The organism is Ferdinandcohnia sp. QZ13, from assembly GCF_031324165.1.
GTDB lineage: Bacteria > Bacillota > Bacilli > Bacillales > Bacillaceae_L > Ferdinandcohnia.
On the sequence record NZ_JAVIVW010000001.1, the window covers coordinates 119,679 to 144,892 of the forward strand.

A 25,214-nucleotide genomic window follows, 5' to 3' on the forward strand; every position below is an offset into this window, starting at 1 on the left:
CTTAATCATGAAACTCTACTTTACCAAATAATGTATAATGTAACTATTCAATGGAATGAACGAATACACAAGAACACATCTGATATGAGACCTGCTCTGAATAGGAACGAATTGAGGGGGGACATGATGTATTTAGAAGAGATGAAACTTAGGTCAACGATTCCTTGGAAAGTGAGATTTTGTAAGATCGAAACGGCGATTCTAACTAAAGTTGATGGACAATGTTTAAAGGGTAAGGCGGTTCCATTTACTGCTTCATTCTATGAATAAGACTGATTCTGTCGAATTCGGAAAAATGCATACCAATAAGCTTTTATTGATTTCTCTTGCCATGCTTGGCGCGATGACAACTTGGTTTTCAATGACAGCTGTGTTACCAACTTTAATTGACTTGTGGGACTTAAGCAGCAGTGAGATCAGCTATATTACAATTATGGTCAATTTTGGTTTTATTGTTGGCTCATTGGTTTCGGCATTTATGAATCTGCCAGATCGCATTCAACCACATATTTTATGCTTTTGGTCTGCCATGCTAGCGGGTATCTCAACCATTCTAATTGCTATACTTGCAGAAAATTTGGTTGTTGCATTGGTTTTCCGCTTTTGTACGGGTGTTGCCCTGTCTGGAGTATACGGACCAGGTTTGAAACTTGTTTCTACATGGTTTCAACTTAGGCGTGGTACGGCGATGGGGGTGGTTGTGGGCGCATTAACAATTGGTTCAGCCGGTCCCCATTTGTTCAAAGGATTTGGTTTTTCCTCCTGGGAGCTAGTGGTATTGACTACGGGTGTGTGTTCAATTTTATCCGGAACCTTATTGCTTTTTGTGAAAGTTGGACCTTTTCCTTTACCTGTAGGAACCTTTGATCCAAACGCAATCCCACGAGCTTTTAAAAATCAAAAGGTCAGACTTGCAAACTTCGGATACTTTGGTCATATGTGGGAGCTTTATGCGATGTGGTCGTGGTTTGGATTGTTTTTAACAGAGAGCTTTCGAACAAGTGGGATGAATGATTCTTCATCTGCCGCTTCGCTCGTCACATTTATTGTGATAGGCTCTGGATTGCTAGGTGCTTGGTTTGGTGGAGTTTTCGCCGATCGTATTGGGCGGGAACAAGTGACACTATGGTCCCTAGGGATTTCCGGAACAATTGCACTTTTCATTGGATTCTTCTTTGGGAGTTCACCATGGATTGTTTCTATATTCGGAGTAATCTGGGGAATAAGTATTATTGCGGACTCAGCTCAGTTTTCTGCCTTACTAACAGAGCATACAGACCAGCGTTATGTAGGGTCAACATTAACCATACAGTTGGCTATCGGCTATGTACTTACAATTATTGTGATTTTTCTCGTGCCATTTGTTGAATCAATCTTTGGCTGGAAATTTACATTCTTGATCCTTTTACCTGGACCTATTCTCGGATTTATATCGATGCTTCGATTACATCGGTTAAAAAAGAATGAAAAAATGGATAGTATTTATGAAGTAAAATGAGATGAAAAGGAAGCATAGATTTATATTTTTGATAACGCTTACAAAGAAACACAACTAAGAGGTGTTTTTAATTTGTTATCGAAAAGGGAATAGTGCCAACTAATAAATAGTAGGGAGCTGTAACTACAGCCTCTGACGCCCACAAGGACAATGGGTGAGAAAACTTGTAGTTTTTTCCTGCTATGCTATAATTTTAATGTTTGATTTATACATCTTTGTAGGAGGAAGAAATGAAACAACACCCATTGGTCCGCTATCTTTATTTATTTTATGCATCCGTATTTTTGCTCCATACGATTAATGTTTTTATAGATAGCGAGACAATCAATTACATACTTGGAGTTCTTGCGATTTTCATGCTGATTGTGTCATTTCCTTTGGCATCGGGGCTTTTTAAGATTCTAGGAGGAACATTTTTGGCAATAGGGGGATATTTATTTATTTCGACTGGTCATTTGCTTCATGTCATTCCTAGTTTACTAACTTCAAATCTATCATTATTAACGCTTTTAGCGATGCTACCTTGGATGAACAGCATTGTAAGAAGTGGAAGATTTGACCGGAATTTGAATCTGCTTATGAAAGTGAATGTATCTGATCTTGGTAAATTATATCCGCGGAGTTCATTAACGACGCATATTCTTGCAGCTTTTCTTAATCTATCAGCTGCCACGATCTCACAAGATGTACTCAAAAGCACCTTGGCCTCTTTTAGTAAAGAGATTCGTAATTCTTTTATTACAACAGCATCCCTAAGAGGTTACTCATTGGCATTGCTGTGGAGCCCGTTGGAGATTATGGTCGCTGTTTCAATATTTGCTACAGGTGTTGATTATGTCACAATCTTACCATGGCTCATTTTGATGGCAGTTGCTGCCTATCTATTAGACTCAATTTTCGGACGCATTTATTATAAAAAGTACAAATTTGAAGAATCAAATCTGAATAGGCAATCAATGATTGATAAAAAAGTAATAGGTAAAAAAATGATGCAGTTCATCATTGCACTCATCTTATTCTTAACCCTGGTTATTATGATTGGAAATCTGTTTGACTTAAGTTTTATTTTAACCGTTACCATTCTTATTTTCCCATTTGCCTTCATATGGTCTCTATTAATGAAAAGGCGAAGGAGCTTTTGGACTATTGGGTGGAATAATTGGAAAGAAAAGACCAATACGATGCAGAATTTTATCGTATTATTTATCTCACTTTCTTTATTTTCTACTAGTTTAGGAGATACAGCATTTTTGGAAGCGATTCAAAAACCACTGTCATATGTTTCTGAATATCCAATGGTCATCTTATTCCTAATTCAAGTTATTTTTGTTTTACTAAGTATGTTCGGTATCCATCCAATTGCCACGGTTGGAATTTTAACAGGAATCATTACTCCATTATTAGACGTAATGAATCCTGTTAGTATTGCTCTTGTGTTAATCACAGGATCAGTTGCAACCTTCACAGTAGGAACGTATGGGTTACTCGTCACCTTAACAGCGATGGGCACAGGACAAAGCCCTTATCGTATAACCGTTCAAAATATGCCATTTGCAATAGGTATGTGGGTAATTGGGACATTAGTAGCCTATTTGTTATTGTAAAAACATAACCTTTTATTTTATTTTCTAAAGACCTGAATCTAAAAATATTCAGGTCTTTTTTACTGTTTATTAAATAAATCCCTTCAAATCAATAGAATCATTTTAATTGATTCCTAAAACCTTAGACCTGTTTTTAAAAGAAAACCCTTCCATTTGTAAACAAATTCCCTACTTTTTTCCTGATAAAACTTAATACTACATCAATAACGGCTTAATAATCTGTAGTTATTCTATTAAGAGATTCTTGATATAATGAAAACACACTTCAAGAATATTCCTTATATTGTAAAATTTTATTTTAGTAGAGGGGAGATTAACGAATGAATGTAAAATGGTGGCGAAATGTAATAATGGCCTCAGCGATTACGGTATCATTAGCACCAACTGTCCATGCTGAAAATCAACCATCAGATGTCGCCCAAGCTCGGTCAACCTCATCAGACAGAACTGAACCCGTTATTTTTGTTGGTCCAGCTGGCAAAACGCTTGTTTCAAATCAATCGACAACACCGATTGGCCCAGGGGTAGAACTTACTAGTTTTGAACGATTTGATGCTCGAGGGTGGTTAAATGGAGAAATTATGACCATAAACCTTGGAAATGACAGTATTTCAACAGACTTACTTTTTCCAGGCAGTGTTTCTTCAGCTAAACCGTTGTCTGTAATGGCAAAAGAAGCAGGTGCAATCGCGGGTGTAAATGGAGACTTTTTCGATATTAACAATACGAAGGCTCCTTTAGGAACTGTCGTTAGTGAAGGGAAACTTGTAAAGGGTCCTCAAGGTGGGCACACATTAACAGCTAATGTAGATAAAAACGGTCTTGGTCATATTTCTACCATTCTATTAGATGGAAAGGTAAATCTACCAAACGGAGAAATTAAACTCGATGCCCTCAATCAATACGGAATTTCAAAGGATGGTATCGGTCTATACACATCTGTCTGGGGAACTGCTGAGCGTTCTCAAGCTGGAAGTCCGTTGTATGAGGTAATCGTTGTGGATGGAAAAGTTGCCTCCGTTTCAGAAGGAGCTGGAAGTGGCGCAATTTCTGAAAATGCTTTTGTACTGGTTGGACGAGAAAAGGGAGCAGAGGTCTTAACGGCATTATCCGTTGGTGATGAAGTAACTGTGGAATACGCTCCAAAGTCTGACATCGATGTTTCCTTTGCTGTTGGAGGAAATATCAAGCTTATTGAAAATGGAGAAGTTATTTCAAACTTAGACGATACGACATCCGCTCCTCGAACTGCAGTTGGATTTACTGAAGATCGTAAAACCATGATTCTTGCAGCAATTGATGGACGTCAAACAGATAGTCGTGGGATGACCTTCAAAGAGTTAGCGGAATTGATGAAGGAACATGGCGCACATTATGCCTTAAACCTTGATGGTGGAGGATCCACAACCATGGTTGCTCGAAAAACTGGCACAGATGAAGTGAAGGCTGTGAATCAACCTTCAGATGGCATTGAACGGTCTGTGCCAAATGGAATAGGAATTTTTGCAAAAGCTGGAAGCGGAGAATTAAAGAGCTTTGCAGTTGATACGGTATTTGAGTCAGACAAGAGCAAACGTGTATTCCCAGGATTCACAAGAACTTTCATTGGTTTAGGTCATGATGAAAATTATTCTCCGGTTTCAGTTGGTGAAATGAAATGGCAGGCACTTCCAGCAGATGTTGGAGCATTTGAGGAAGATGGAGTGTTCCGCGCGAAAAAGGCTGGAAATGCGATTGCGCAGGCCCAAGTGAAATCTTCAAAGGGTTCCATGGAGATTTCAGTTCTAGGTGAATTAAATCGAATAGAAGCTTCGGACGCACGATTAAGTCTTGAAATGGGACAACAATCTCGTTTTTCCGTTACCGGTTTTGACAAAGACGGGTACAGTGCACCAATCGAAGCTAGAGATGTGAGCTTAGAATATGATGAAACGGTCATATCCATCATGGAAAATGTTGATGGTAGCTTTACAGTAGTACCTAAAAAAGATGGCGATTCTGCGCTAATCACAATTACAGCAAAAGATGAGGTTGCATATCTTCCAGTAACAATTGGTCTTGCAACAAAGAACGTTGATGATTTTGAAGATATAGCTGGTTGGTCATTTACAAAATATCCAAGTGAAGTTGGAGCTAGTATGAGGCATGTCGATGGTAGGAATGGAAAAGGGATCGAGTTAGCATATGATTTTTCAACATCAACGGCTACCCGTGCAGCTTATTTACAAGCATCACCAACGATTGAGTTACCTGGTGACGTACAGAAAATCGGCCTCTGGGTAAAAGGGGATGGAAACGGTGCTTGGCTTCGTACTGTTATAGAGGATGCTGGAAACACAAGATATACACTAACACTAGCGGATCAGGTGAATTGGACAGGATGGAAGTATGTTGAAGCAACAGTACCTGAAGGCGTACGATATCCAGTAAAGCTTTGGAGAATCTATCCAGTTGAAACAAACAAAAACGAACAATACTCAGGTCAACTGGTGTTTGATGATGTTACTGTTAAAGTTCCGACTTCAATTGATGTTCCTGAACAACCGAAAAATCCAGATCCACTTATTATCCAAAATGGGGAGATAGAAAAAGGTCGTTGGAGATTTGCAGTACTTGCAGACAGTCAGTTTGTAGCTAAGTCTCCAAATAGTTCACAAGTACAGATGGCTCGAGAATCTTTAAGGCAAATCGTAGCTGCTAATCCAGAGTTCCTTGTCATCAATGGGGACCTAGTAGATACAGCATGGGAAGAAGACTTTGAACTCGCCGAGCAAATTTTGCAGGAAGAAGTAGGAGATAAACTACCAATCTATTACATTCCAGGAAACCACGAAATCATGGGACCAGGTACATTAGATAACTTCCTAGAAGTCTATGAAAATAATCGTTATACATTTGACCATAAAGGTACAAGATTTATTTTACTAGATTCTTCGACTGGAAGTTTCCGGACAAGCGATTTCCAACAGCTGCTTGACCTTAAAAAGGCGTTAACAGAAGCTGCAACGGATCCAAATGTGAAAAACGTAGTTGTAATGGCACATCATCCAACACGTGATCCACTGCCAACCAAAAATAGTCAGCTTAGTGACCGGAAAGAATCCAATCTTCTTGAACAATTTTTAACGGAATTCCGTCAAACGTCAGGAAGAAAAGGTGCACTCTTTATCGGTGGACATGCTCATACTGTAAATGTAGAACGTGTTGAAGGTGTTCCATACATGGTGGTTGGTCCTTCTGGAAAGGCGCCATACGGTTCATCTGATGCAGGTGGTTTTTATGAATGGACGATGTTTGGTGTAGATCCAAATCCAGTACCTGCTCAGGCTAAAGGGCCTGAACAATCAAATGGAAGAAGTGCAGTTTCCGGTACAGATTGGATTCAAGCAGAAGTAAATCCATTATTGTTGGACATTACCCTTCAAACACCAGAAAGTGTAAAAGTGGGAGAGACCATTAAGATTGAGGCAACTGGTCACCAAAAAGATAATCTTAACTTCCCGCTTCGCTATCCTGCAACCGTACAATGGGAAGGTAGTGACAATGTCTTGATTGGAAGTGGAGAAGAGCTTACCCGAGCAGAAACCTCTGGTAAATATACGGCGCTCTTCAATTATGAAACAGGAGAATTAAAAGCCCTGAAAGCAGGCGGAATAACTCTAAAGGTAGAAGCAAACGGAATGACAAAAGCACAAACTGTTATAATTGAATAACTGGGACAGAGGGACAGGTACAGTGTCCCAGTGTTTGTACAATCTTGAAAAAGAGGTTGCATTTTTGCAGCCTCTTTCACATTTTTGAGATGCCCCCAAACATATTAGGTTTTTATTTTTATGGATTAATGGTAAAGTTAGAAAGAAAATCAAAAAAATTGGGCAGGTATAACAACATGATCGAAATAAAAACATCTTCACTAAGTGATGGCGAATTTAATAGAGGGGTATTTGCTACAGTTGATATCAAAAAAGGGCAACTAATCCATGAAGCACCAGTGATTTCATACCCGAACGACCAACATCAGCACATTGAGAAAACATTACTCGCTGATTATGCATTTGAATATGGGATTAATCATACGGCAATCCTTCTTGGTTATGGAATGTTATTTAACCATTCCTATGAACCCAACAGCATTTATGAAATCAACTTCAAAAATCACACATTTGACTTCTATGCTTATACAGACATAAAAGCAGGAGACGAAATCCTAATTAACTACAATGGCGATGTGGATAATAAAGATGAACTCTGGTTTAACAAGGACTAGTTAGATAACAACACGTGTTTACATTTTTTAGTTAAAATGAAACGGACAACAACGAAAAATCTTACAGGCAGCAAAAATCTGGAGGTGACAAAGAATGAATAAACGATGGACTATTGGCAAAATCAAAGAATTTGTTGAGAACAATTCGGATAGTAAATTGCTTACGACGGAATTTCATGGTTTTTCACAAAAGTTACTATTTAAATGTGCATGTGGTAGTAATTTTGAAAAAACATTTACGAAATTTAAAAATAATAACCAACGTAAATGTGATGTGTGTCAACCTCCAAAACCGTCTCGTTAAATTGTAGGGAATGAAGAGCACAATCTCGTACTAATTAATACAAAAAAGGTTTTCTGCTAACGCGCAGGAAACCTTTTTTAATTCGGGGAAAAAACAATATACATTTTTTGAGCATTTTCTACTAATTGGCACTTCTAATCTATCATTTTCTTCCTGTTCTCACTTAAAGTCCAATTTACGACAGAGTATCGTAAGAAAGACCTATATGTATGATGAATATAGTTAAGTAGAATCAAAATGAGGAAGCGTTATTAGAATGTTATTATTTGATAGTAACAAAAGTAATGTAAACGCTTCCTGAAAATGAGAAAGGAGGTTAAATAAAGTTTCAAATCTAAACAATTTAAGGGAGGTTTGTTGTTTGAGCAATAGAAAGATGAAAAAAACAATCATGCTCACATTTTGTTTTACTCTTTTATTCAGTTTTATCGCTCCTTATATTAGTTCTGGAACACTCAAGGTTTCTGCAGAATCAGGCCCAAGCGTGGTACGAAATGGAGGTTTTGAAGAAGTTGTGATCCCTGGGTGGAGTCTAGTTACGAACAACCCTTCAACAAGTATCGCTATCAGTAATGAACGGGCGAATACTGGTACACATAGCTTGCATTTTATAGATTCAAATTCAAATAATCCAGGCGGGAACTTGCAGGTGACAAGTGAGAAGATAGCCGTTAATCCTGGCGAGTCCTATACTGCAAAGGCGTATGTGAATGTTGTTAAACAATCCCATAGTATCGGATACGAAGTTCATTATTTTAATACTGAAAATCAAAAGATTGGAAGTGCAACGTTCATTAATTTTCAATCAACAGTTTTAGGAACGAATCAATGGACTGAAATCAAGGTGCCTTTTACAGTTCCAGAAGGTGCTACCCAAGTTGAGCTTCGATTTAATTCAGGTCATCCATCTAATACAGAAGCTTACTTTGATGATGTTAAAATTGTGAAGGATTCTGATTCAACAGAAATTTTACCAGTAAACCAATCATTTGAAGAAGAAGTTGTATTTCCTGGATGGAGCCGCGTAACAAATAACCCTTCCACAAGTTTTGCATTTAGTTCAGAGAAAGCACATACAGGTAATAAGAGTTTATATTTTAAAGATGAAAATAACAACAATCCAGGTGGTAATTTACAGGTAACGAGTGATAAGATTCCTGTTACCACAGGAGGGTCATATATTGCGAAAGCATATGTGAATGTTGTCAGACAATCGCATAGTATTGGTTATGAGGTTCACTTTTTTAACGATGAAGGACAAAGGGTTGACAATGCTACTTTTATTAACTTTAGTGCTGCTGTTTTAGGAACTGATAAGTGGACTGAAATTCAAGTCCCATTTGACGTTCCAGAAGGTGCGACACAGGTAGAACTACGTTTCAATTCAGGTCATCCTTCAATTACGGAAGCTTATTTTGATGATGTAACACTTGAAAATCTCTCCACTGAACAACCTCCAGTTGACGACATACATACAGAAGTGGTTAATCCTGGCTTTGAAGAAGCAGTCGTTGATGGAAGCATTCCTGGGTGGACATCAGAATTTGAAGGTCCTGGTATTCAAGTAAGTACAGATAGAGCACGGTCAGGAGTGCAAAGTGTACATTTACATGATACTACTGATAAAGCAGGTGTGAGTGTTTTGAGTGATAAAATAGCAGTTGAAGCCGGTGCATCCTATTTATTGACTGTCTACTCAAACGTTGTAAGTCAAACGCATAACGTTGTGACCGAAATCCGTTATTTTGATTCAAATAATAAGAGTATAACTCAGCATCGGGAATTGAATGGTAACTTACCAAAAAATGAATGGAAAGATTTAAAAGTTTTTAGTGTAGCCCCGGATAATGCAGCATACGCAAGACTCGCTTTCTATTCTGGCGGGATTAGTTTTACAGAGGTTTATTTTGACGATGTTTCCTTTGAAAAAGTGACGGAAGATGGCCAATTTGACCGTGAATATGGAACACCTATTAATCTAGGTGAGATGGTTCATGTTCAATTAGGACAAGCAGGAGCAATTCAGGAAAATAGTTTAGGTGAAAATGAAGTATATTATCATTCTAATGGTGCCCCTGGGACGTTTTCTGTCCTAAATGCCGAGACAGGGGAACTCAAGTTTTCTAAAGTCATTGACAATACAGAAGCTGTGTGGGCAATTACGATTGGCCCAGATAAAAATGTGTATTTCGCTAGTACTTCTGATGGAAAACTATACCGATATGTACCAGAATTAAAAGAAGTCCAAGAACTAGGAGCCAATCCTTCTGCAGCTTGGGTATGGGATTTAGAAGCGACAGAAGATGGTAAAATTTATGGTGCAACCTATCCAGGTGCAGGTGTGTTTGAATATGACATTAATACTGGTGAATTTAAAGATTTTGGTAGTGTCAAAGATCAAGATTATGCACGTGGACTAGCTGTAGATGGGGATTATATCTACGTAGGAATTGGCACAATGAAGCATCTGTATAAAATCAATCGACATACAGGTGAGAAAGAAGAGCTTATTCTTGAAGGGCATTCAGGTGAGAACGGATTCATTCAGGATGTTTGGGTTGTGAATGGGAAACTTCTTGTAGCTGTATCAACCGTTAATATGATTGTCGTTGACCCTGAGACGATGGAAGTAGAGGGTTCGTTCCAATTTAGTAATATGATTTCAGAACCGGACCCTTCAGAGCCTCACATGATTTACTATAAAAATGGCACACAATTATACAAATATGACCTAAATACAAATGTAGAAACGTTGATTGAAGGAATTCCAATTCTTCCAGATACTCCACGAGTAAAGGATATGGCTTGGATTACGTTATCTACTGGGGTTACAGTCTTGGCATTTGTTACACAATATGGTGAATACATGTTATACAATCCGAAAACAAATGAACTGAACTTTGTCGCATTAGATCTTGCAGCAACAGCTGTAGCCATCCAGTCTCTTGAAACGGGTCCAGATGGAAAACTATATATGGGCGGCTATCAACGTGGTATGAGTGTATATAATCCTTTCACTGACGAGATTGAAGTAAATATTTCCTCGTTTGCTCAACCAGAGGGAATCGGATTTTTGAATGACAAAGTTTATTTTGGTACGTATGTGGGTGCGATTATGTACAGCTATGACCACAATCAGCCAGTGGATCTAAATAGTAATCCACATCTTGAATATGACATTAAAGATGAACAAGATCGTCCTTTTGTGGTTACATCAGGTGATAACAAACTATTTGTTGGAACAGTCCCTGATTATGGTGTATTAGGTGGGGCTTTAGCCATCTTTGATGAGGATACAGGTGAATGGTTCCAACAACGAAATGTTGTTCAGGATCAAAGTATTATTAGTTTAGCTTATCATGACGGTAAGTTATTTGGTGGTACTTCAGTATGGGGTGGTTTAGGAATTAACCCAAAAGCAACTGAAGCGAAGATTTTTGTATGGGATGTTGAAAAAGGTGAGAAGATGGCAGAATTCACACCTGAGATACCGGGAATAGACGTTACACCTCGTATGATTGGTGACTTATCATTTGGTCCTGATGGATACCTATGGGGTGCTGTTGAAGGAACTATTTTTAAAATGGATCCAGAAACCTATGAAGTTGTTGACAGTAAAGTGATTCGACCAAGTTTATATAATAGTAGTAAATGGTACCCATATCAACTGGAGTGGGGACCAGACGGCATGCTATATACAACCTTGTCCCGTAAACTAATTGCGATTGACCCTGAAACATTGGATTACAAAGTTCTTGTGGAAGATTTTATGAACAGTATGACTGTAGGCATTGATGGAAGCATCTATTATGCGTTAGGCAGTGAGCTACATAAAATTGCTGTTCCTGAAACGGATGCAACCTTAAAATCCATCACGATTGATGGGGAGGAGCTTGAAGGTTTTCAACCTGGTACTACTATTTATACGTTAAATGGTGAACAAACTGAAAATATCGTGGCAGAGGCTACTCAAGTGGGGGCAACCGTAGAAATCGTGCATTTAACTGATAAAGCAGAAATTGTAGTGACCGGTAAAGATGGAAAATCAACTCTATTGTATACAATTGTTTGGACGGATGAACCATCCGAACCCGAAGAACCGGGTAAGCCAGGAAAACCTGATAAGCCAGGAAAACCGGATAAACCAGGAAAACCGGATAAACCAGGAAAAACGGATAAACCAGGAAAACCGGATAAACCGGGAAAACCGGATAAACCAGGAAAGCCGATTAACCCAGGCAAACCAGACAAGTCAGGTAAACAAGAGTAATCATCACAATGTGGACTAATCAAAAATGGTCTTCTGCTCACGCAGAGGACCATTTTTTTGTTATTATTTTTTGATTGCTTCCTCAATAGAAGCAACGTTATTGAGTAATGTAATTTTGATTTCGCCCTCAATGTTACTATTGTTTAGATGCTTTCGGAAATCCTCAAGATGTTTTAGTGCTTGATCTTTCTTCCCTTTTTGGTAATGCTGTTCAGCTTGTGCTAATCGGTTGCTAAGTTGTTGTGCCACAGAATGTGGAATGCTTTCTGCTTTTTCGAGCTCGTTGATTTGCTTTGTTAATGTTTCACTTGTAACATCAACAGTTACGACAAGCGTATTTGTTTTGATTTCTTCTCCATTATATGTGACGGTTGCATAAATCTCTGTTGATCCTGCATTTTTCCCGAGAATTTTACCACCCTCAATGGTAGCAACATCAGGATTTGAATTGATCCACTCTATCTGAGCTCCTGCTAAATTGATTGTATTTCCATTTACGAGTGTAACGGTTAAATTAATGTTTTGCTCCGTACCTTGTAGCATTGATTCACCATCGACAGTTACTGTTCCATTTTCAAGTGGAACAGGTAGTTGATACAAGTTATGGTCAAATGAATAGTAAATATTTCCTTCCTTATCTACATCCATCAAATTGACATTACCATTAACCAATTGTTTACTTTTCATTGTTTCTGGATCGATAACAGTTAGTGTACGAGCAGCTGTTGTGTATAGGAAACCTTGGTTATCCCAGCGAATGAAGAATGGTCGCCATTGGCTTCCTCGGTTTACACCTTTATAAAGTTGTGTACTTTTTACAATTTCACGATTATCTGGATTCATCGCGAAGATAACTGTGTTATAAGCGCCAGCCTCATCTAGTCCCCATGCAACACCCCAGACGTTTCCATCAGGACCAACGGACAATTCGCCAATCATTTCAGGTTTTTCTAAACCTTTCACTTTGAGGTCGAATACTTCATGTTGACCCGTTGCCACATCATATTCGAACATTTTCGCTTTGGGTTCAGTTGGTTCAATGCCAAGACCACCCGATATCGTGGAGCCACCAAATACTGTTCCGTTAAGATAAGCTAATCCGATGATACTTTGATTTTTAATGATATTCCGAATGGTTTTCCACTCATTCGTTTTCGAGTCATAAATCGTAAGTGCTCCACCTAATCTTCCATAATCAGAAATGGTTCCCACAAAGAGCTTGTTATCACCAGATGTAAACGTGAAAGGCCTACTTTGATCATCCTCGATGTCTTGTACTAACTCGGGATTTTCGCCGTTTTTACCACCAGAGAAGGTAAAAGGGCGGTTTGGATCATATTTGTAAATTTTAGCTCCACCATATGTTCCAAGATAGACATCACCATTTAGAAACCCAATTCCTTCAATTTGGTGAGGATCGCGTTCTTGTAGGATGTATTTATCAATCGCCGTATCAAAGACTCCAAAAGAACCTTGATACCCACCCATATAAATCTTTTCATCTTCACCAATTTCTAAGCTTTGCATTAACAAACCTTGCATATCCACTTCTGGGTAACTGACCTTTACAGTATGTGTGGTAGGGTCGAAAATTGAGTATTCGATCTGATGATGTAAAATAGCCAACACATCTTTACCGCTTTCATCCTTTATCCAACGCATCGCTTTTGCAGGGGTAGCCGGCAGCTGCACCGTTGGCTCTACCTTTGCTGTCTTATGTGTAGTCATATCGTAGGTCCATAATTGTTGTGTATTTTTATTAATGTAGTAAAGAATATTTTCATCATATGGAGAAGGGGATGAAATGAGCCCATCAAAAGTATGCTCATCCTGCCAATCCATGGTATTCACTTCTTCACCGGTTGACTTGTCAATCGTTACTAATGAAGTTCCATATGCAACAAAAATAAAATTACCATATTCCCAAATATTCGATATAGATGTGGATGTACCTGTAATTGGTAGATTAATTTCAGTTCTTTCACCTGTTGCAAGATCCATCTTCATTAAATAAGCGGTTGTACCCATTCCGACATATAGACTATCTTCCGTAATTCCAAGTCCGCGTGCATATTGTTGACCTTCATAAAAAGTTCCTAAATCTGTAAATTGAGCAGATTCAATATTATATTCGAATACTTTCGCATTTGGATAGGTTGCTCCGTATATTTTTCCATCGTGAGAAGCCTCTAACTGCCAAACCCAATTGTCTGAAGGATTCTTCCCGAGTTGCTCTAAACGTTTTTCCTTCACTACATATCTGTATAAAATTCCATTATAAGTTCCAGCAAAATACACATTTCCATCCGCACCTACAACCATTGCCCAAACGACATCACTTCCTGGGAGGTTTTCTGAGAATATTTTTTCTCCCGTTTTCGCATCAGCTGCATAAAACGTTGCAGGTGAACCGTTCGTAGCATAGTAGAGTTCACCATCTCCAATCGCTACTCCTTGAGATTTTGCGGCCAACGCGGCTGGACCGTGATTAATAGGTTTTCCATATTTAATAGGGAAGTCTAAAATATTTGATTCTTTCTCAAAAAATCTGACATCATCATAATATCCTTTCATATTGGATGTAGATGATTGATAAATAAATATTTTAACTCCTTTTGCACCGGTGGGGGCAGTTGCTTCAATATCTACGGTTTGCCATTTATTGAACTCAGAAACATCAAAATACTTTGCAGAGTTTGATATAATAGTACCTTTTTCATCGATCCAGCGAAGCCAAATCCCTGGTTTTCCAGTTAATTCTTCAACATACAGATTGGCTGTTAATTTATATTGATTACCTTCCGTGATTGCAATTTCTTGGCTGAATAAGCCAACTACCCCGTTATTATCGATAGCTAGACTTTGGTTTCCAGTATTTACAACTTTATTCGAAATACTCATTCCGGTCTTAAAGCCTCCCGTCCAATACACCCATGATGGCAAATCTGCCTCAGATGTAGGTTTTGCTTCAAAATCCCCGTTCTCGACACTTAATTCTTTCCAATTATCTTCAGCAGCTACGGAATTCGTGTGTTGGCCATAGGGAAGAGTGGAGAAGACGAGTATTGTGGCAAGTAAAACGATAGAAAAAAGTCTCATTTTTTCTTCCAATTCCTATTCCTCCTGGATTCGTCAATATTTCTGACAGGTAAAACGAATTTTACCTGTCAGATTTGATAAGAGTTGATAGCAGAGAAATGGTTCTCGCTATTAATCTATCTGTCGTATTGATATAGCTTGGTACCTCTAGCAAAATAGATATTGCCATCTGGATCCATTGCAAATAGTTTGGTATCTTCTGCTAACACTTCATGTTCCAATGTATCCGGGTTAATTTTCACTATATCTCCTCGAACTTGACCATATAAATAACCATCATCAAATTGTAAAAAACCTTCCCGCCATAAATGACTAATTGAATCCCAATTCACTTGATACAGTTCCTTTGTCTCAACAACCTGATTAGTTGTTGTGTCAAATTTAAATAAGATGCCAGAAGTCAGCCCCCAAAGGTTTCCATCATTATCAAAGGTTAGGGCTGAAATGGCTTTTTCACCGGGAACTGGAATGGTTTCAAATTGCTTCTCACCTGTATGCATATTATAGACAAACAATTTCGCTTCATTTTCTGTAGGAGTAATACCTAGTCCACCCCAAACAGAAGTCCCACCATATAGAAGCCCGTCCTTATACGCTAATGAAATTACACTTTGATTTTCAACAATATTCCGATGCAAGGTATAATCATTTGTAGATGGATTAAATATCGTTAATGCACCACCAAGCTGTCCATAATCAGGAACTGTACCAATTGCCAATAAATCACCAGCTGATTCTAAAGCGAAGGGGCGATCCTGTCCCTCTGATTTTAAGCTGAAATGTTCAACTGGATTTATACCCATTTCATAGCTTTCAGTAGGATTGTAGGAATATAAGAACCCACCTGGATAAATTCCCATATATAATCTATTTTGATGGGTAATCATTCCTTCGATTTGTCCTAGCCCTTTATTCTCCGTTACTTGACCCGTTGTAAAATCATATTCAGCAAGCCCACCAGACAAATATCCCCCAACAAAAATATTACCGTTAGGTCCTTGAGTAAGGGATTGGATACTAACTGGTTGACCACTCAATTGACCTTGTAAAATTTGATGATTTCCCATGATTGGATTGTAGTGACGAATTTTACCATCCCAAGCAATTGAAACCAGTGTCTTACCTGGAAACTTATTATTTTCAAATTTTGCCCAACCGAAATCTCTAGCAGAAAATAGGTTATTGAAACCTGTCGGTGTTAGTTTTAATGAGTTTAAATCGTATGAATACAACTCTTCATTTTTGATAAAATAAACCAAATTACCAGGACCCGGTTCGGAAACATCAAGTCCATTTGCACCAACAATTTCATCGATGATTTTCATTGTTTTTAAATCGAAAACGAGTATTGTATTACTAGAACCGGTTGCCCGAGCAAACATCTTATTGCGAATTACATCAATATCATAGATATAGGTCTGTTTCGCATACTTATCAGGTAGTGGAATCTCTACTTTTTCACCAGTATGTATATCAACTTCGACAAGGTTTGCTCCTTGAGTTCCAAGCCCTACATAAAGTTTGTCTTTATAAATATCAAGACCCCTGGCGTATTGTTGTCCTTCTTTTACTTGGCCATAATCACGAAATTTCTTAGTTGCGGGATTGTATTGAAAGACTTTGCCGCTTGGAAAGGTTCCGCCATAAATACGACCATCCTCATCTGACTTAATGCGCCAAATAAAAGATTCACCTGGTATTGGATTTCCTAGATTCTCTACATGATTAGCACCTGGAACATACTTAAACAATGAGGCACTAGAGTACGTTCCGATATAAACATTTCCCATAGGGTCAACTGTGACACCCCATGCACCACTTGCTCCATCAAGTGGAAAACTCGCAACGCGTTCTCCAGTTTTTGCATCTAGTACATTAAACACAGCAGGGGAGCCATTAGCGACCGCGTATACCCAATCTTCACCATTTGGACCTTTTCCATAATCAGCAGCAGGAACGGAAACGGAATTAAGCACCGTGCCAATCTCACGAATATTGTTTTCTGCCGCAGATGTGTGATGGCTACCAAGTACACTTGAAAATAATGAGAAGACTAGAACTGTAATGACATAATAAGATAGAGTTTTGTTTTTCATGGCTTACCTTCCTTTCACGTTTTTAGGTAGGGCAGAGAGACTTGAAGTTGAACGTTATTGTACGAACACCACTTTGAAACCGCATATAAAAAATACGTCGAAAACACCTCCATACTTTAACTAAGTGAGTAGATAAAGACTATTAAAAATTTTCTGATTTCACTTAAAGGATAATGAAAGAATTTAGTCTTTAAAATGACGATAAAGAATTTAGTTCTATAGTAGGAGGGGGTTAGAACTCTGTTATCATACAAAAGACGGACTTGTTAGTATGCTCATCTAAAGACATTTATCAGACTTATATCACTTTTGTGAAAGGGTAAATGCGGCTAGTACATCAAGTACTTTAGCGTAAAGTCTTCATATGGATATTATTAGGGAATGGTGATCTAATTAACGTGATTAGCCTGTCAGCAGATGGATAATATTAGGAGATTAGGAACTAGATAATGTCATTAACTGGCTTAGAGATGGATAATATTAGGGGATTGTGGACTTGATAAGGGTATTAACATGCTCTCAGATAGATAATATTAGGAGGTTGAGAACTGGATAATATAATTAACAGGCTCGGAGATGGATAATATTAGGAGGTTTCGAACTAGATAATATCAATAATAGGTTCAGAGATGGATAATACTAGGAGATTGTGGACTTGATAAGGGTATTAACATGCTCTCAGATGGATAATATTAGGAGGATTGGAACTAGATAATATGATTAACAGGTTCAGGGGTGGATAATATTAGGAGGTGACGAACGAGATAATCTCATTTTTAGTTCACAGATAAATTTTTCTAAGGATATTGTAACAACAAATTTGCGAAAACATCCTACCATAAAAATAAAATAGGACTACATTTGCAATTAAAATGTAGTCCTTCTTTTTATTTCTTTCCAAACGTCTCTTTCATTCGTAATATAGGGTCATCCTCAATTGAATCATCCCATTCGAGTACTTGTCCGAAAGAGAGCAATTCCATTTTTAACTGATTGTAAGAAATGTCTTGTACGGTTGTTTGATTTTTGTGAGCTAAAGCAGCTGCAGCACCTGCTGATTGACCTAATATCATGAATACGGGTTCCATTCGTATGGAACCATAGGCGATATGGGAACTAGATAAACAAACGGGAACAAGTAAATTTGTACATTCTTCAGCTTTTGGACGAATCGAACGATACGAGATTGGGTAAGGTGAAATCGGTATTTCTACGTCGCCTTCATTGTATACACGACCATCAATGATCAATCTTCTAACATGATGGGAGTCCATTTGATAGGATGCTAATCCAATTGAATCATTTACAGTCATGTGACCTAAACAATTGTGATCTGTCATCACATAGTCAGCTATCATTCTTCTTGCCTCTCGAATATAGAGCTGATGTGGCCAATGCCCAGTTTCTTCAAATTCATCACGGGCTAATCCCCACTGGGAGACCTCGTCGCGAATCACTATAGGAACTTGTTCATCATTTGCTAAAAAGTAGAGCAAGCCAAGATTATAGGTAAAATGATCTTGGAAAATCCTTTCACGTGTCTCGAAATCCCCATCGGGCCATTCATAATTCATCCCGATATTATCAGTTGAAAATCCTCCATAGTTATTCAAATCAGTCTTTCCATTTGGTAACATCGTATGAAGATTCATCGCATCCCATACACCTGCATTGATATAACGTAACAATAATGAGTAGCGGTCACGATTATAGCAAGGTGGTTTAGGAAAAGGAACACGATTATCAGCCCGATTTGTTAAGCAAATGCGGAAATTATATGCCTGTATTCGATGGTCACCTTGTCCTTGATAGCCAAGAGTTTCATTAGTGGTTTCAGTAATACCTGGTAAAATTCCACTTGTAGGGTCGCCTTCGATTACATAGGGATCAATCCATTTGTCAAATTGGTGGTGGGGATGTCCAAATTGAATCCCATTATAGGTCTCTTTATAGGTTGCATTCGATTCTCTACCTACAACGTAAGTAACATCTGCTTTAGCCATTACGTCACCCTCATAGCTAGCATCAATAAATACATCGCCTATATATGTAGTTCCATCTTCCATGATTATTTTAGTTATCCTGGTATTCTCTTTTATAACTTCGATTACATGCTGATTATAAACAACCTCGATCTCAAAGTCATTTAGCCATTTTTCAAATACATATTTGGCTGCCTTTGGTTCAAATGTCCACTGTTCGTTCTTGTTGTAGTAGTTTCCTAATTCCTGAAAGAATTCTTTCGATAAACCACCAATTGCTTCCTTCGCACCAATATCAGAGGCACCTAACCCACTTGCGGTGATACCCCCAATATTTTTTCCGAATTCAGCAATTACGACAGATAGACCCATGCGTTTCGCTTGAATGGCCGCTGTTATTCCAGCGGGTGTAGCGCCATAGATGATCAAATCTCTTTGTATAACAGTGGGTTCGCTAACTTTTGGAGTAGGAACATAATAATGTAAGTGACTGAAATCCATTGATATCCTCCTTAAATGCGGTAACATGTTAACCCTTTCAAACCTACTTAAAAGTTTAAAAGAATAATTGGAATAATCAAGACTTTTAATGGACTTTAAGTCAGACATATTTTAGGCAGAGAAAAAGAGTGTCCCAAAATACGGACACTCTCAATAGCATTGCTGATTTATTCCTGTGTAATCAACTTTTTCTTATTATTAATTTTCAAGAAGGCGCGGTTACTACACCACGTAATTGCTAGTGCTAACACACTTCCAGTAAAAAACGGAATAATTCCTGGTATTAAATTTACAAGAATCCCCAGAAGCATACCTGCTGTCAAGATAAGAATCGTCTCTATAAGGGAACTAGCAGCAATCAAAAAGGATTGTTTGATATATTGAAAGAATTTCATTTCGAATTGTATATATACAGGAAAGAAATAAAATAATGTGACAATATACGAAATGGACAGAAATAGTAAGATTGGAAACAGGAATTGCAATTTATCTACATTCTTTTGTAAAAACATAAAATCATAAAGTAAGATATAGCCAATTAAAATGAAAAATAAGCCAAATTTATTAAGAGAAATAAATTCCTTCTTATAGGTGTTCCAGAACGTTCGAAAGATCTTCTCAACTGGTTCTTTACTAAGCCATTTGTGGACAATCGTAAACATTGCACCTGTCGAAGGGAATAGCCCTAGCACTCCAAATCCCAAAACTGTAAAAACAATCCATAGTATATTTACATATGCAAACTTCAACATCATAACTGCAAAATGATTAAATTTCTCCCATCCACCCAAATCGGCCACCTCAATCCACTTGTTGAAAAAATCATTGCGAATTATTTAAAGACAATTAATAGACTTGTCACTTGATAAAATTAACATAAAATAGAAGGTAAGTATTGTAAGTTTAGTTGTATTATAACATGGATTTAATGGTAGCGATTCCATTTTTTAAACACTTATTGGACTCCATTCCCGTGTGTTGTAATAAATGATAAAAAGAGGTGAACTTATGCTAGAAATCCGCTTGGTTAAAGAAGATGAATTCCAACAAGCCATTATTTTAGCAGATAAGGTTTTTCGTAAAGAAGGGCATGTGTCGATGGGAATTGCATTCCCACAAGTGTTTTCTTCTGCGTTGAACCAATCTTATGGCGCCTTTGTCGATGATAAACTAGTTTCATTTATTGGTTTGGTTCCATCCGTTCTACATCTTGAAGGTGCTGATATCCAGGCTTATTCAATTGGTGCTGTTTGTACAGACCCTGACTATCGCAGAAAAGGATTAGCCAACACACTATTAAAGAAAATTTTCGAGCATGTCAACAAGTCTGGTGCATCTGTTCTATTTATTTCAGGGGATTTACCACTCTATATTAAGCAAGGTTGTACTTTCTATGGAAAGATGAATCAATATAAACTTCATAGTGGTGACATTACAGCTGATACATCTTATAAAGTCAGAGAACTTGGTCCTTATGATTGGTTTCAGATTAAAAAACTAAGTCAAAATCGAAAAATTAGGTATGAACAGACCATTTATGAAATTGCGCAGCTTAATAAGGGTGCTGGGTTTGCAAGTATTTTTAAAATGAAACATAAAGTCCTTGTAGCCGAGAAGAATAATGAGTTAAATGCATTTTTAATATTTGGGGTGCCATACCAAGAACAAGAAGGAGTGGACTCTCGCGTCATTGAATGGGGTGGAGATCCAATTGCCATTCGTTCCTTGCTTGCAGAAGCATTTACATACGGCCCAGATTCTCTGTTATGGAACGTCCCAAGCTATGAAAAAGAACTTATTCAAGATCTTGACTCTTTTCAGGAAAAGGTGGATCAGACATATCCAGGAACAATAAAAATCATGAATTTGGATCTATTGCTAAACCAGCTTGGTCCATACTTTAAAGACAAACTTGTCATTTCAACTGTGGATGATAAACAGAAACGCCTTTTTAATGATGAAAATTCAACTATCTTGTGTAATCTTGATGTAGAAGAGCTGATCTTAAAAGGGAGCAAGAATGTAGATTGGTATTCTGATATTTTTCCGATCCCGTTTCCATTTCCACAAGGTTTGAATTATGTGTAATATGACTCGTTGATATGGTAAAGCGCATTTTATGCAACCATATTTTGTTTGGGAACTAAATTAAATTTCATTTCCTATTAAAGACAATTAATAGACTTGTCACAATACCCCAAACAAAATAGAATATAAGTATTCAAGCAAGAATATGTAGCAAATTTTTTTAAAATGAGATGTTACCGTTTTCAATTATGTGTATTTTCAGTCAAAATGGACGGCGGTTTAAAGGGGGGGATGGAAAAACAACAAACATTGATAGGTTATTAGTCATTGAGATTTTTTATTGAACTTAACTAAATAGGGGGAATTTCGTAGATGAAAAAGAAACGTTTTTCGTTCATGGCACTTTTGCTTTCAGGTAGCTTACTTTTTTCTGCATGTAGTAATGATTCGTCAACAACTCCTGATAAAGGAAAGGATTCAGGAAAAGTGGATGGTGAAATAACTGTTTGGGTTCATCCTTATACAGGTGATGCTAAGAAAGAAGAGGAAATGTGGAAAGAAATCACTGCAAATTACAACAAAGAGTTTCCTGACGTAGAAGTAAACATAGAAACGATTCCGTGGGCAAATCGAGACCAAAAAGTCCTAACTGCACTAGCAGCTAACAATGGACCAGATGTATTCTATGCGATTCCTGACCAAATGCCGCAATATGCAGATGTAGGAATGCTTTTAGAATTAGACCCATATTTAGAGAATTCTGATCTTGAAGGGTTTGTTGATACTTCATTAGTATCTACTACATGGAAAGACAAGAAGTATGGATTACCAATCCTGCAAGAAGCTTATACATTCATTTATAATCTAGACGTCGTGAAAGCGATTGGAGAAGATCCAGCAAATCTACCAAAAACGTGGGAAGAATTTGAGGCATGGGCAGCTAAAGCAAAAGAAAAAGGTTTCTATGCATTAAACTATCTGGGAGGAGGTTCCATGAATGGAACAATCTATCCTTGGATTTGGCAAGCTGGTGGAGATGTTGTAACAGATGAAAATGAAGTATTAATCAATAGCTCTGAAAGTGTGAAAGCGTTCGAGATAATAAATAATTTCTATCAAAAAGGATATATTCCAGAAGATTCTATTACAGCAACCACACAAGATGAATTATGGTTCGGTGGAAAAATATTGGCACAACTTGGATCTGGGATAAGTATTACGATGATGGAAAAAGAAGGTAAATTTGATTTCGCAATTGCTCCTCCATTAACTGGTGAAAAGCAATTAACATATGGTACAACTGGAATGTTTGTAGTGCCTTCAAACAGTGATAATCCAGATGCAGCAGCAGAATTTGTAAAGGCAGTAACAAATGCTGAAAATCAACGTATTTTCAATACAGTAACGCAATATATCCCAACACAAGAAGAAGCAAAAGATATTTTTGATTCCAATCAATATATGAGTCAATTAGCAACATATACACAATATGCATTACCTGGTGTTATACATCCAAAAGGGCGTGCAATCATGCCATTTATTCAAGCTGAAATTCAAGCTATGATGGCAGGAGACAAAACTCCTCAAGAAGCAGCAGATGCAGCAGCTGAAGCAATCGAAGCTGAGTTAGCAAAGCCGTAAAATAATAGCTTCTTAACGTAAAGAGAGTTTTATTCCTTTTGAGAATAAAACTCTCTGTTTATGAAAACTTGTTTTGTTTATCAATAAAAGAAATAAGGTGATAGCTTGGAAAAGGTCGTAGAAACTCATAACAAAGTACCTCTGGAAAACATAAAAAAGGTCAAGCCTCCTTTAAAGAAAAGGATCAAAGATGAATGGAGAAGAAATGGTCTTGTTTATCTTGTACTTACTCCTGTATTAATCCATTTTCTAATATTTCAAGTCATTCCATTTGTATATAGTTTTATATTAACATTTCTTAATTATCGAATTATCGGTACTTCCGAGTTCGTTGGTTTACGCAACTGGAAGCAATTGTTTCAAGATGACATTGCTTTAAAATCAATTTGGAACACTATTTTATTTTCCTTCTATTATATACTTCCTACAATGGCACTTGGTTTAATTTTAGCTCTTGTTATAAAATCAGGAATACGATTTACAAAATTTTTCAAAGGAATCTTTTTTCTGCCTGTTGTTACATCATTTGTTGTTGTGGCAGGTATCTGGGAATGGCTATTTTCTGGGACGGAATCAGGATTAATTAACTACTTATTAAGCTTTTTAGGGATTAAACCTCAGTTGTTTTTATCTGATTCTTCACAAGCCTTACTTGTATTGGCAGGTTTGAGTATATTCAAAGTATCTGGAAGCACAATGATCTATTACTTTGCAGGGCTCCAGTCCATTCCAAAAGATATGTATGAAGCCGCAAAAATTGATGGTGCTTCACCTTTAAAATCCTTTTGGTTAATCACTTTCCCATTATTAAAACCGATTCATTTCTATGTATTAATCATTACGACAATTGGTTCTTTCCAAATTTTTGACTCTGCATTCTTATTAACAAACGGAGGACCAAACTTCTCAACAAGCACAATTGTATTTTATTTATACCAAATCGGATTCACGAATTTGAACTTTAGCTATGCAGCTGTTTTATCTTACGTATTATTCGCGATTATTTTAATCATTTCGCTTATTCAGAGAAAATACTTTGGAAAAGATCAAGGTATCTATTAAGGCTGAGCGTGATTGTAAGGGAGATGAAATATCTTGATAAAAAGACTACTTAACTATTTTGTACTGTTCTTCCTAGGATTTTGCTTTCTTCTGCCATTTTTAATTATGGCATTAAGTTCATTTAAAGAAACGACTTATGCAGCTATGGATCCGTTATTTTGGATTCCAGACAGTGTGTCTTTTAGTAACTTTGCGTATCTATTTCGTAATGATAATTTCTTACGATGGATTTTTAACTCGGTTGTAATAACCATTATTCCTGTTTTTTCACAAATGTTTTTTGCTGGTTTACTAGGCTATATATTTGCTAGGAAGCAATTCATCGGAAGGGAATTCATATTCTGGACATTTATGGCCGTAATCATGATACCATCGCAACTGCTTATCATTCCGAAATTCATCATGTTTTCAAAATTTGGTTGGATTAATGAATACCAAGCTTTAATTGTTCCCGAACTTTGGGCGATAATGGGTGTATTTTTAGTTCGCCAATTCATGCAAGGGATTCCTATGGAATTAGATGAAGCCGCAAGAATGGACGGAGCTAATGATTTTCAGGTGTTTCGTAAAATTTATATGCCACTAGCATTTCCATCTATTGCGACTGTTGGGACATTTGCGTTTGTAAGTAACTGGAATGATTTATTTCAGCCATTAATTTATATGACAAATGAAAAAATGTACCCAATCACAGTTGGGCTAGCTTCCACATTGAGCAAAGAAGGAAACTTTGGAATTGAAATGGCCGGAGCGACACTCTCATTTATCCCGACCTTCTTAATCTTCTTATTCTTCCAGAAGTATTTCACAGAAGGCATACAGTTATCAGGCCTGAAATAAGTTAACGTAAGTAAGGGAGTGA

Annotated in this window: 14 protein-coding genes; 10 read left to right on the forward strand and 4 right to left on the reverse strand. The window is 37.4% G+C overall.

From position 1 onward, the window contains the following. The first annotated feature begins 262 nt into the window (after positions 1–262). The 6 genes from RGU12_RS00650 to RGU12_RS00675 all read left to right on the forward strand — a co-directional run bounded on the left by RGU12_RS00650 (position 263) and on the right by RGU12_RS00675 (position 11,943). Positions 263–1,498, forward strand: a complete 1,236-nt coding sequence (locus tag RGU12_RS00650) for an MFS transporter (RefSeq protein ID WP_309534338.1) — start codon at positions 263–265, stop codon at positions 1,496–1,498. Between the two features lie 230 nt (positions 1,499–1,728). Continuing rightward, positions 1,729–3,102 (forward strand): hypothetical protein, encoded by a 1,374-nt coding sequence (locus RGU12_RS00655; RefSeq protein WP_309534339.1) that lies wholly within the window; start codon positions 1,729–1,731, stop codon positions 3,100–3,102. A 320-nt stretch (positions 3,103–3,422) separates the two neighbouring features. Next, entirely contained in the window at positions 3,423–6,815 is a 3,393-nt protein-coding gene (locus tag RGU12_RS00660) for a phosphodiester glycosidase family protein (RefSeq protein WP_309534340.1), read from the forward strand. A gap of 176 nt (positions 6,816–6,991) precedes the next feature. After that, entirely contained in the window at positions 6,992–7,369 is a 378-nt protein-coding gene (locus RGU12_RS00665; RefSeq protein ID WP_309534341.1) for an SET domain-containing protein, read from the forward strand. A 94-nt stretch (positions 7,370–7,463) separates the two neighbouring features. Continuing rightward, entirely contained in the window at positions 7,464–7,673 is a 210-nt protein-coding gene (locus RGU12_RS00670) for a hypothetical protein (protein WP_116350235.1), read from the forward strand. A gap of 361 nt (positions 7,674–8,034) precedes the next feature. After that, complete coding sequence (locus tag RGU12_RS00675) at positions 8,035–11,943, forward strand: carbohydrate binding domain-containing protein (protein ID WP_309534342.1); 3,909 nt, start codon at positions 8,035–8,037, stop codon at positions 11,941–11,943. A 63-nt stretch (positions 11,944–12,006) separates the two neighbouring features. On the opposite strand, the gene RGU12_RS00680 is transcribed toward RGU12_RS00675, so the two are convergent. The 4 genes from RGU12_RS00680 to RGU12_RS00695 all read right to left on the reverse strand — a co-directional run bounded on the left by RGU12_RS00680 (position 12,007) and on the right by RGU12_RS00695 (position 20,412). After that, the gene (locus RGU12_RS00680) at positions 12,007–15,054 is read right to left on the reverse strand and encodes an FIMAH domain-containing protein (protein WP_309534343.1); all 3,048 of its coding nucleotides are present in this window, start codon (positions 15,052–15,054) and stop codon (positions 12,007–12,009) included. Between the two features lie 104 nt (positions 15,055–15,158). Continuing rightward, on the reverse strand, positions 15,159–17,138 hold the full coding sequence (locus RGU12_RS00685) for a WD40 repeat domain-containing protein (RefSeq protein WP_309534344.1): 1,980 nt from the start codon (positions 17,136–17,138) through the stop codon (positions 15,159–15,161). A gap of 887 nt (positions 17,139–18,025) precedes the next feature. Beyond that, complete coding sequence (locus tag RGU12_RS00690) at positions 18,026–19,621, reverse strand: FAD-dependent oxidoreductase (RefSeq protein WP_309534345.1); 1,596 nt, start codon at positions 19,619–19,621, stop codon at positions 18,026–18,028. Between the two features lie 167 nt (positions 19,622–19,788). Beyond that, on the reverse strand, positions 19,789–20,412 hold the full coding sequence (locus RGU12_RS00695) for a YesL family protein (RefSeq protein ID WP_309534346.1): 624 nt from the start codon (positions 20,410–20,412) through the stop codon (positions 19,789–19,791). A gap of 217 nt (positions 20,413–20,629) precedes the next feature. Here RGU12_RS00695 and RGU12_RS00700 point away from each other — a divergent pair, with 217 nt between their 5' ends. From RGU12_RS00700 to RGU12_RS00715, 4 genes are all read left to right on the forward strand, one after another. Further along, positions 20,630–21,709 carry a GNAT family N-acetyltransferase gene (locus RGU12_RS00700; protein WP_309534347.1) on the forward strand — a complete coding sequence of 360 codons (1,080 nt, stop codon included), beginning with the start codon at positions 20,630–20,632 and terminating at the stop codon, positions 21,707–21,709. A 312-nt stretch (positions 21,710–22,021) separates the two neighbouring features. Further along, positions 22,022–23,290: a sugar ABC transporter substrate-binding protein gene (locus tag RGU12_RS00705; RefSeq protein WP_309534348.1), complete on the forward strand. Its 1,269-nt coding sequence runs from the start codon at positions 22,022–22,024 to the stop codon at positions 23,288–23,290. 105 nt (positions 23,291–23,395) lie between these two features. Further along, a complete protein-coding gene (locus tag RGU12_RS00710; protein ID WP_396232289.1) occupies positions 23,396–24,352 on the forward strand; it encodes a carbohydrate ABC transporter permease in 957 nt (318 codons plus the stop codon). Between the two features lie 33 nt (positions 24,353–24,385). Further along, on the forward strand, positions 24,386–25,192 hold the full coding sequence (locus RGU12_RS00715; RefSeq protein WP_396232290.1) for a carbohydrate ABC transporter permease: 807 nt from the start codon (positions 24,386–24,388) through the stop codon (positions 25,190–25,192). Positions 25,193–25,214: the final 22 nt, after the last annotated feature.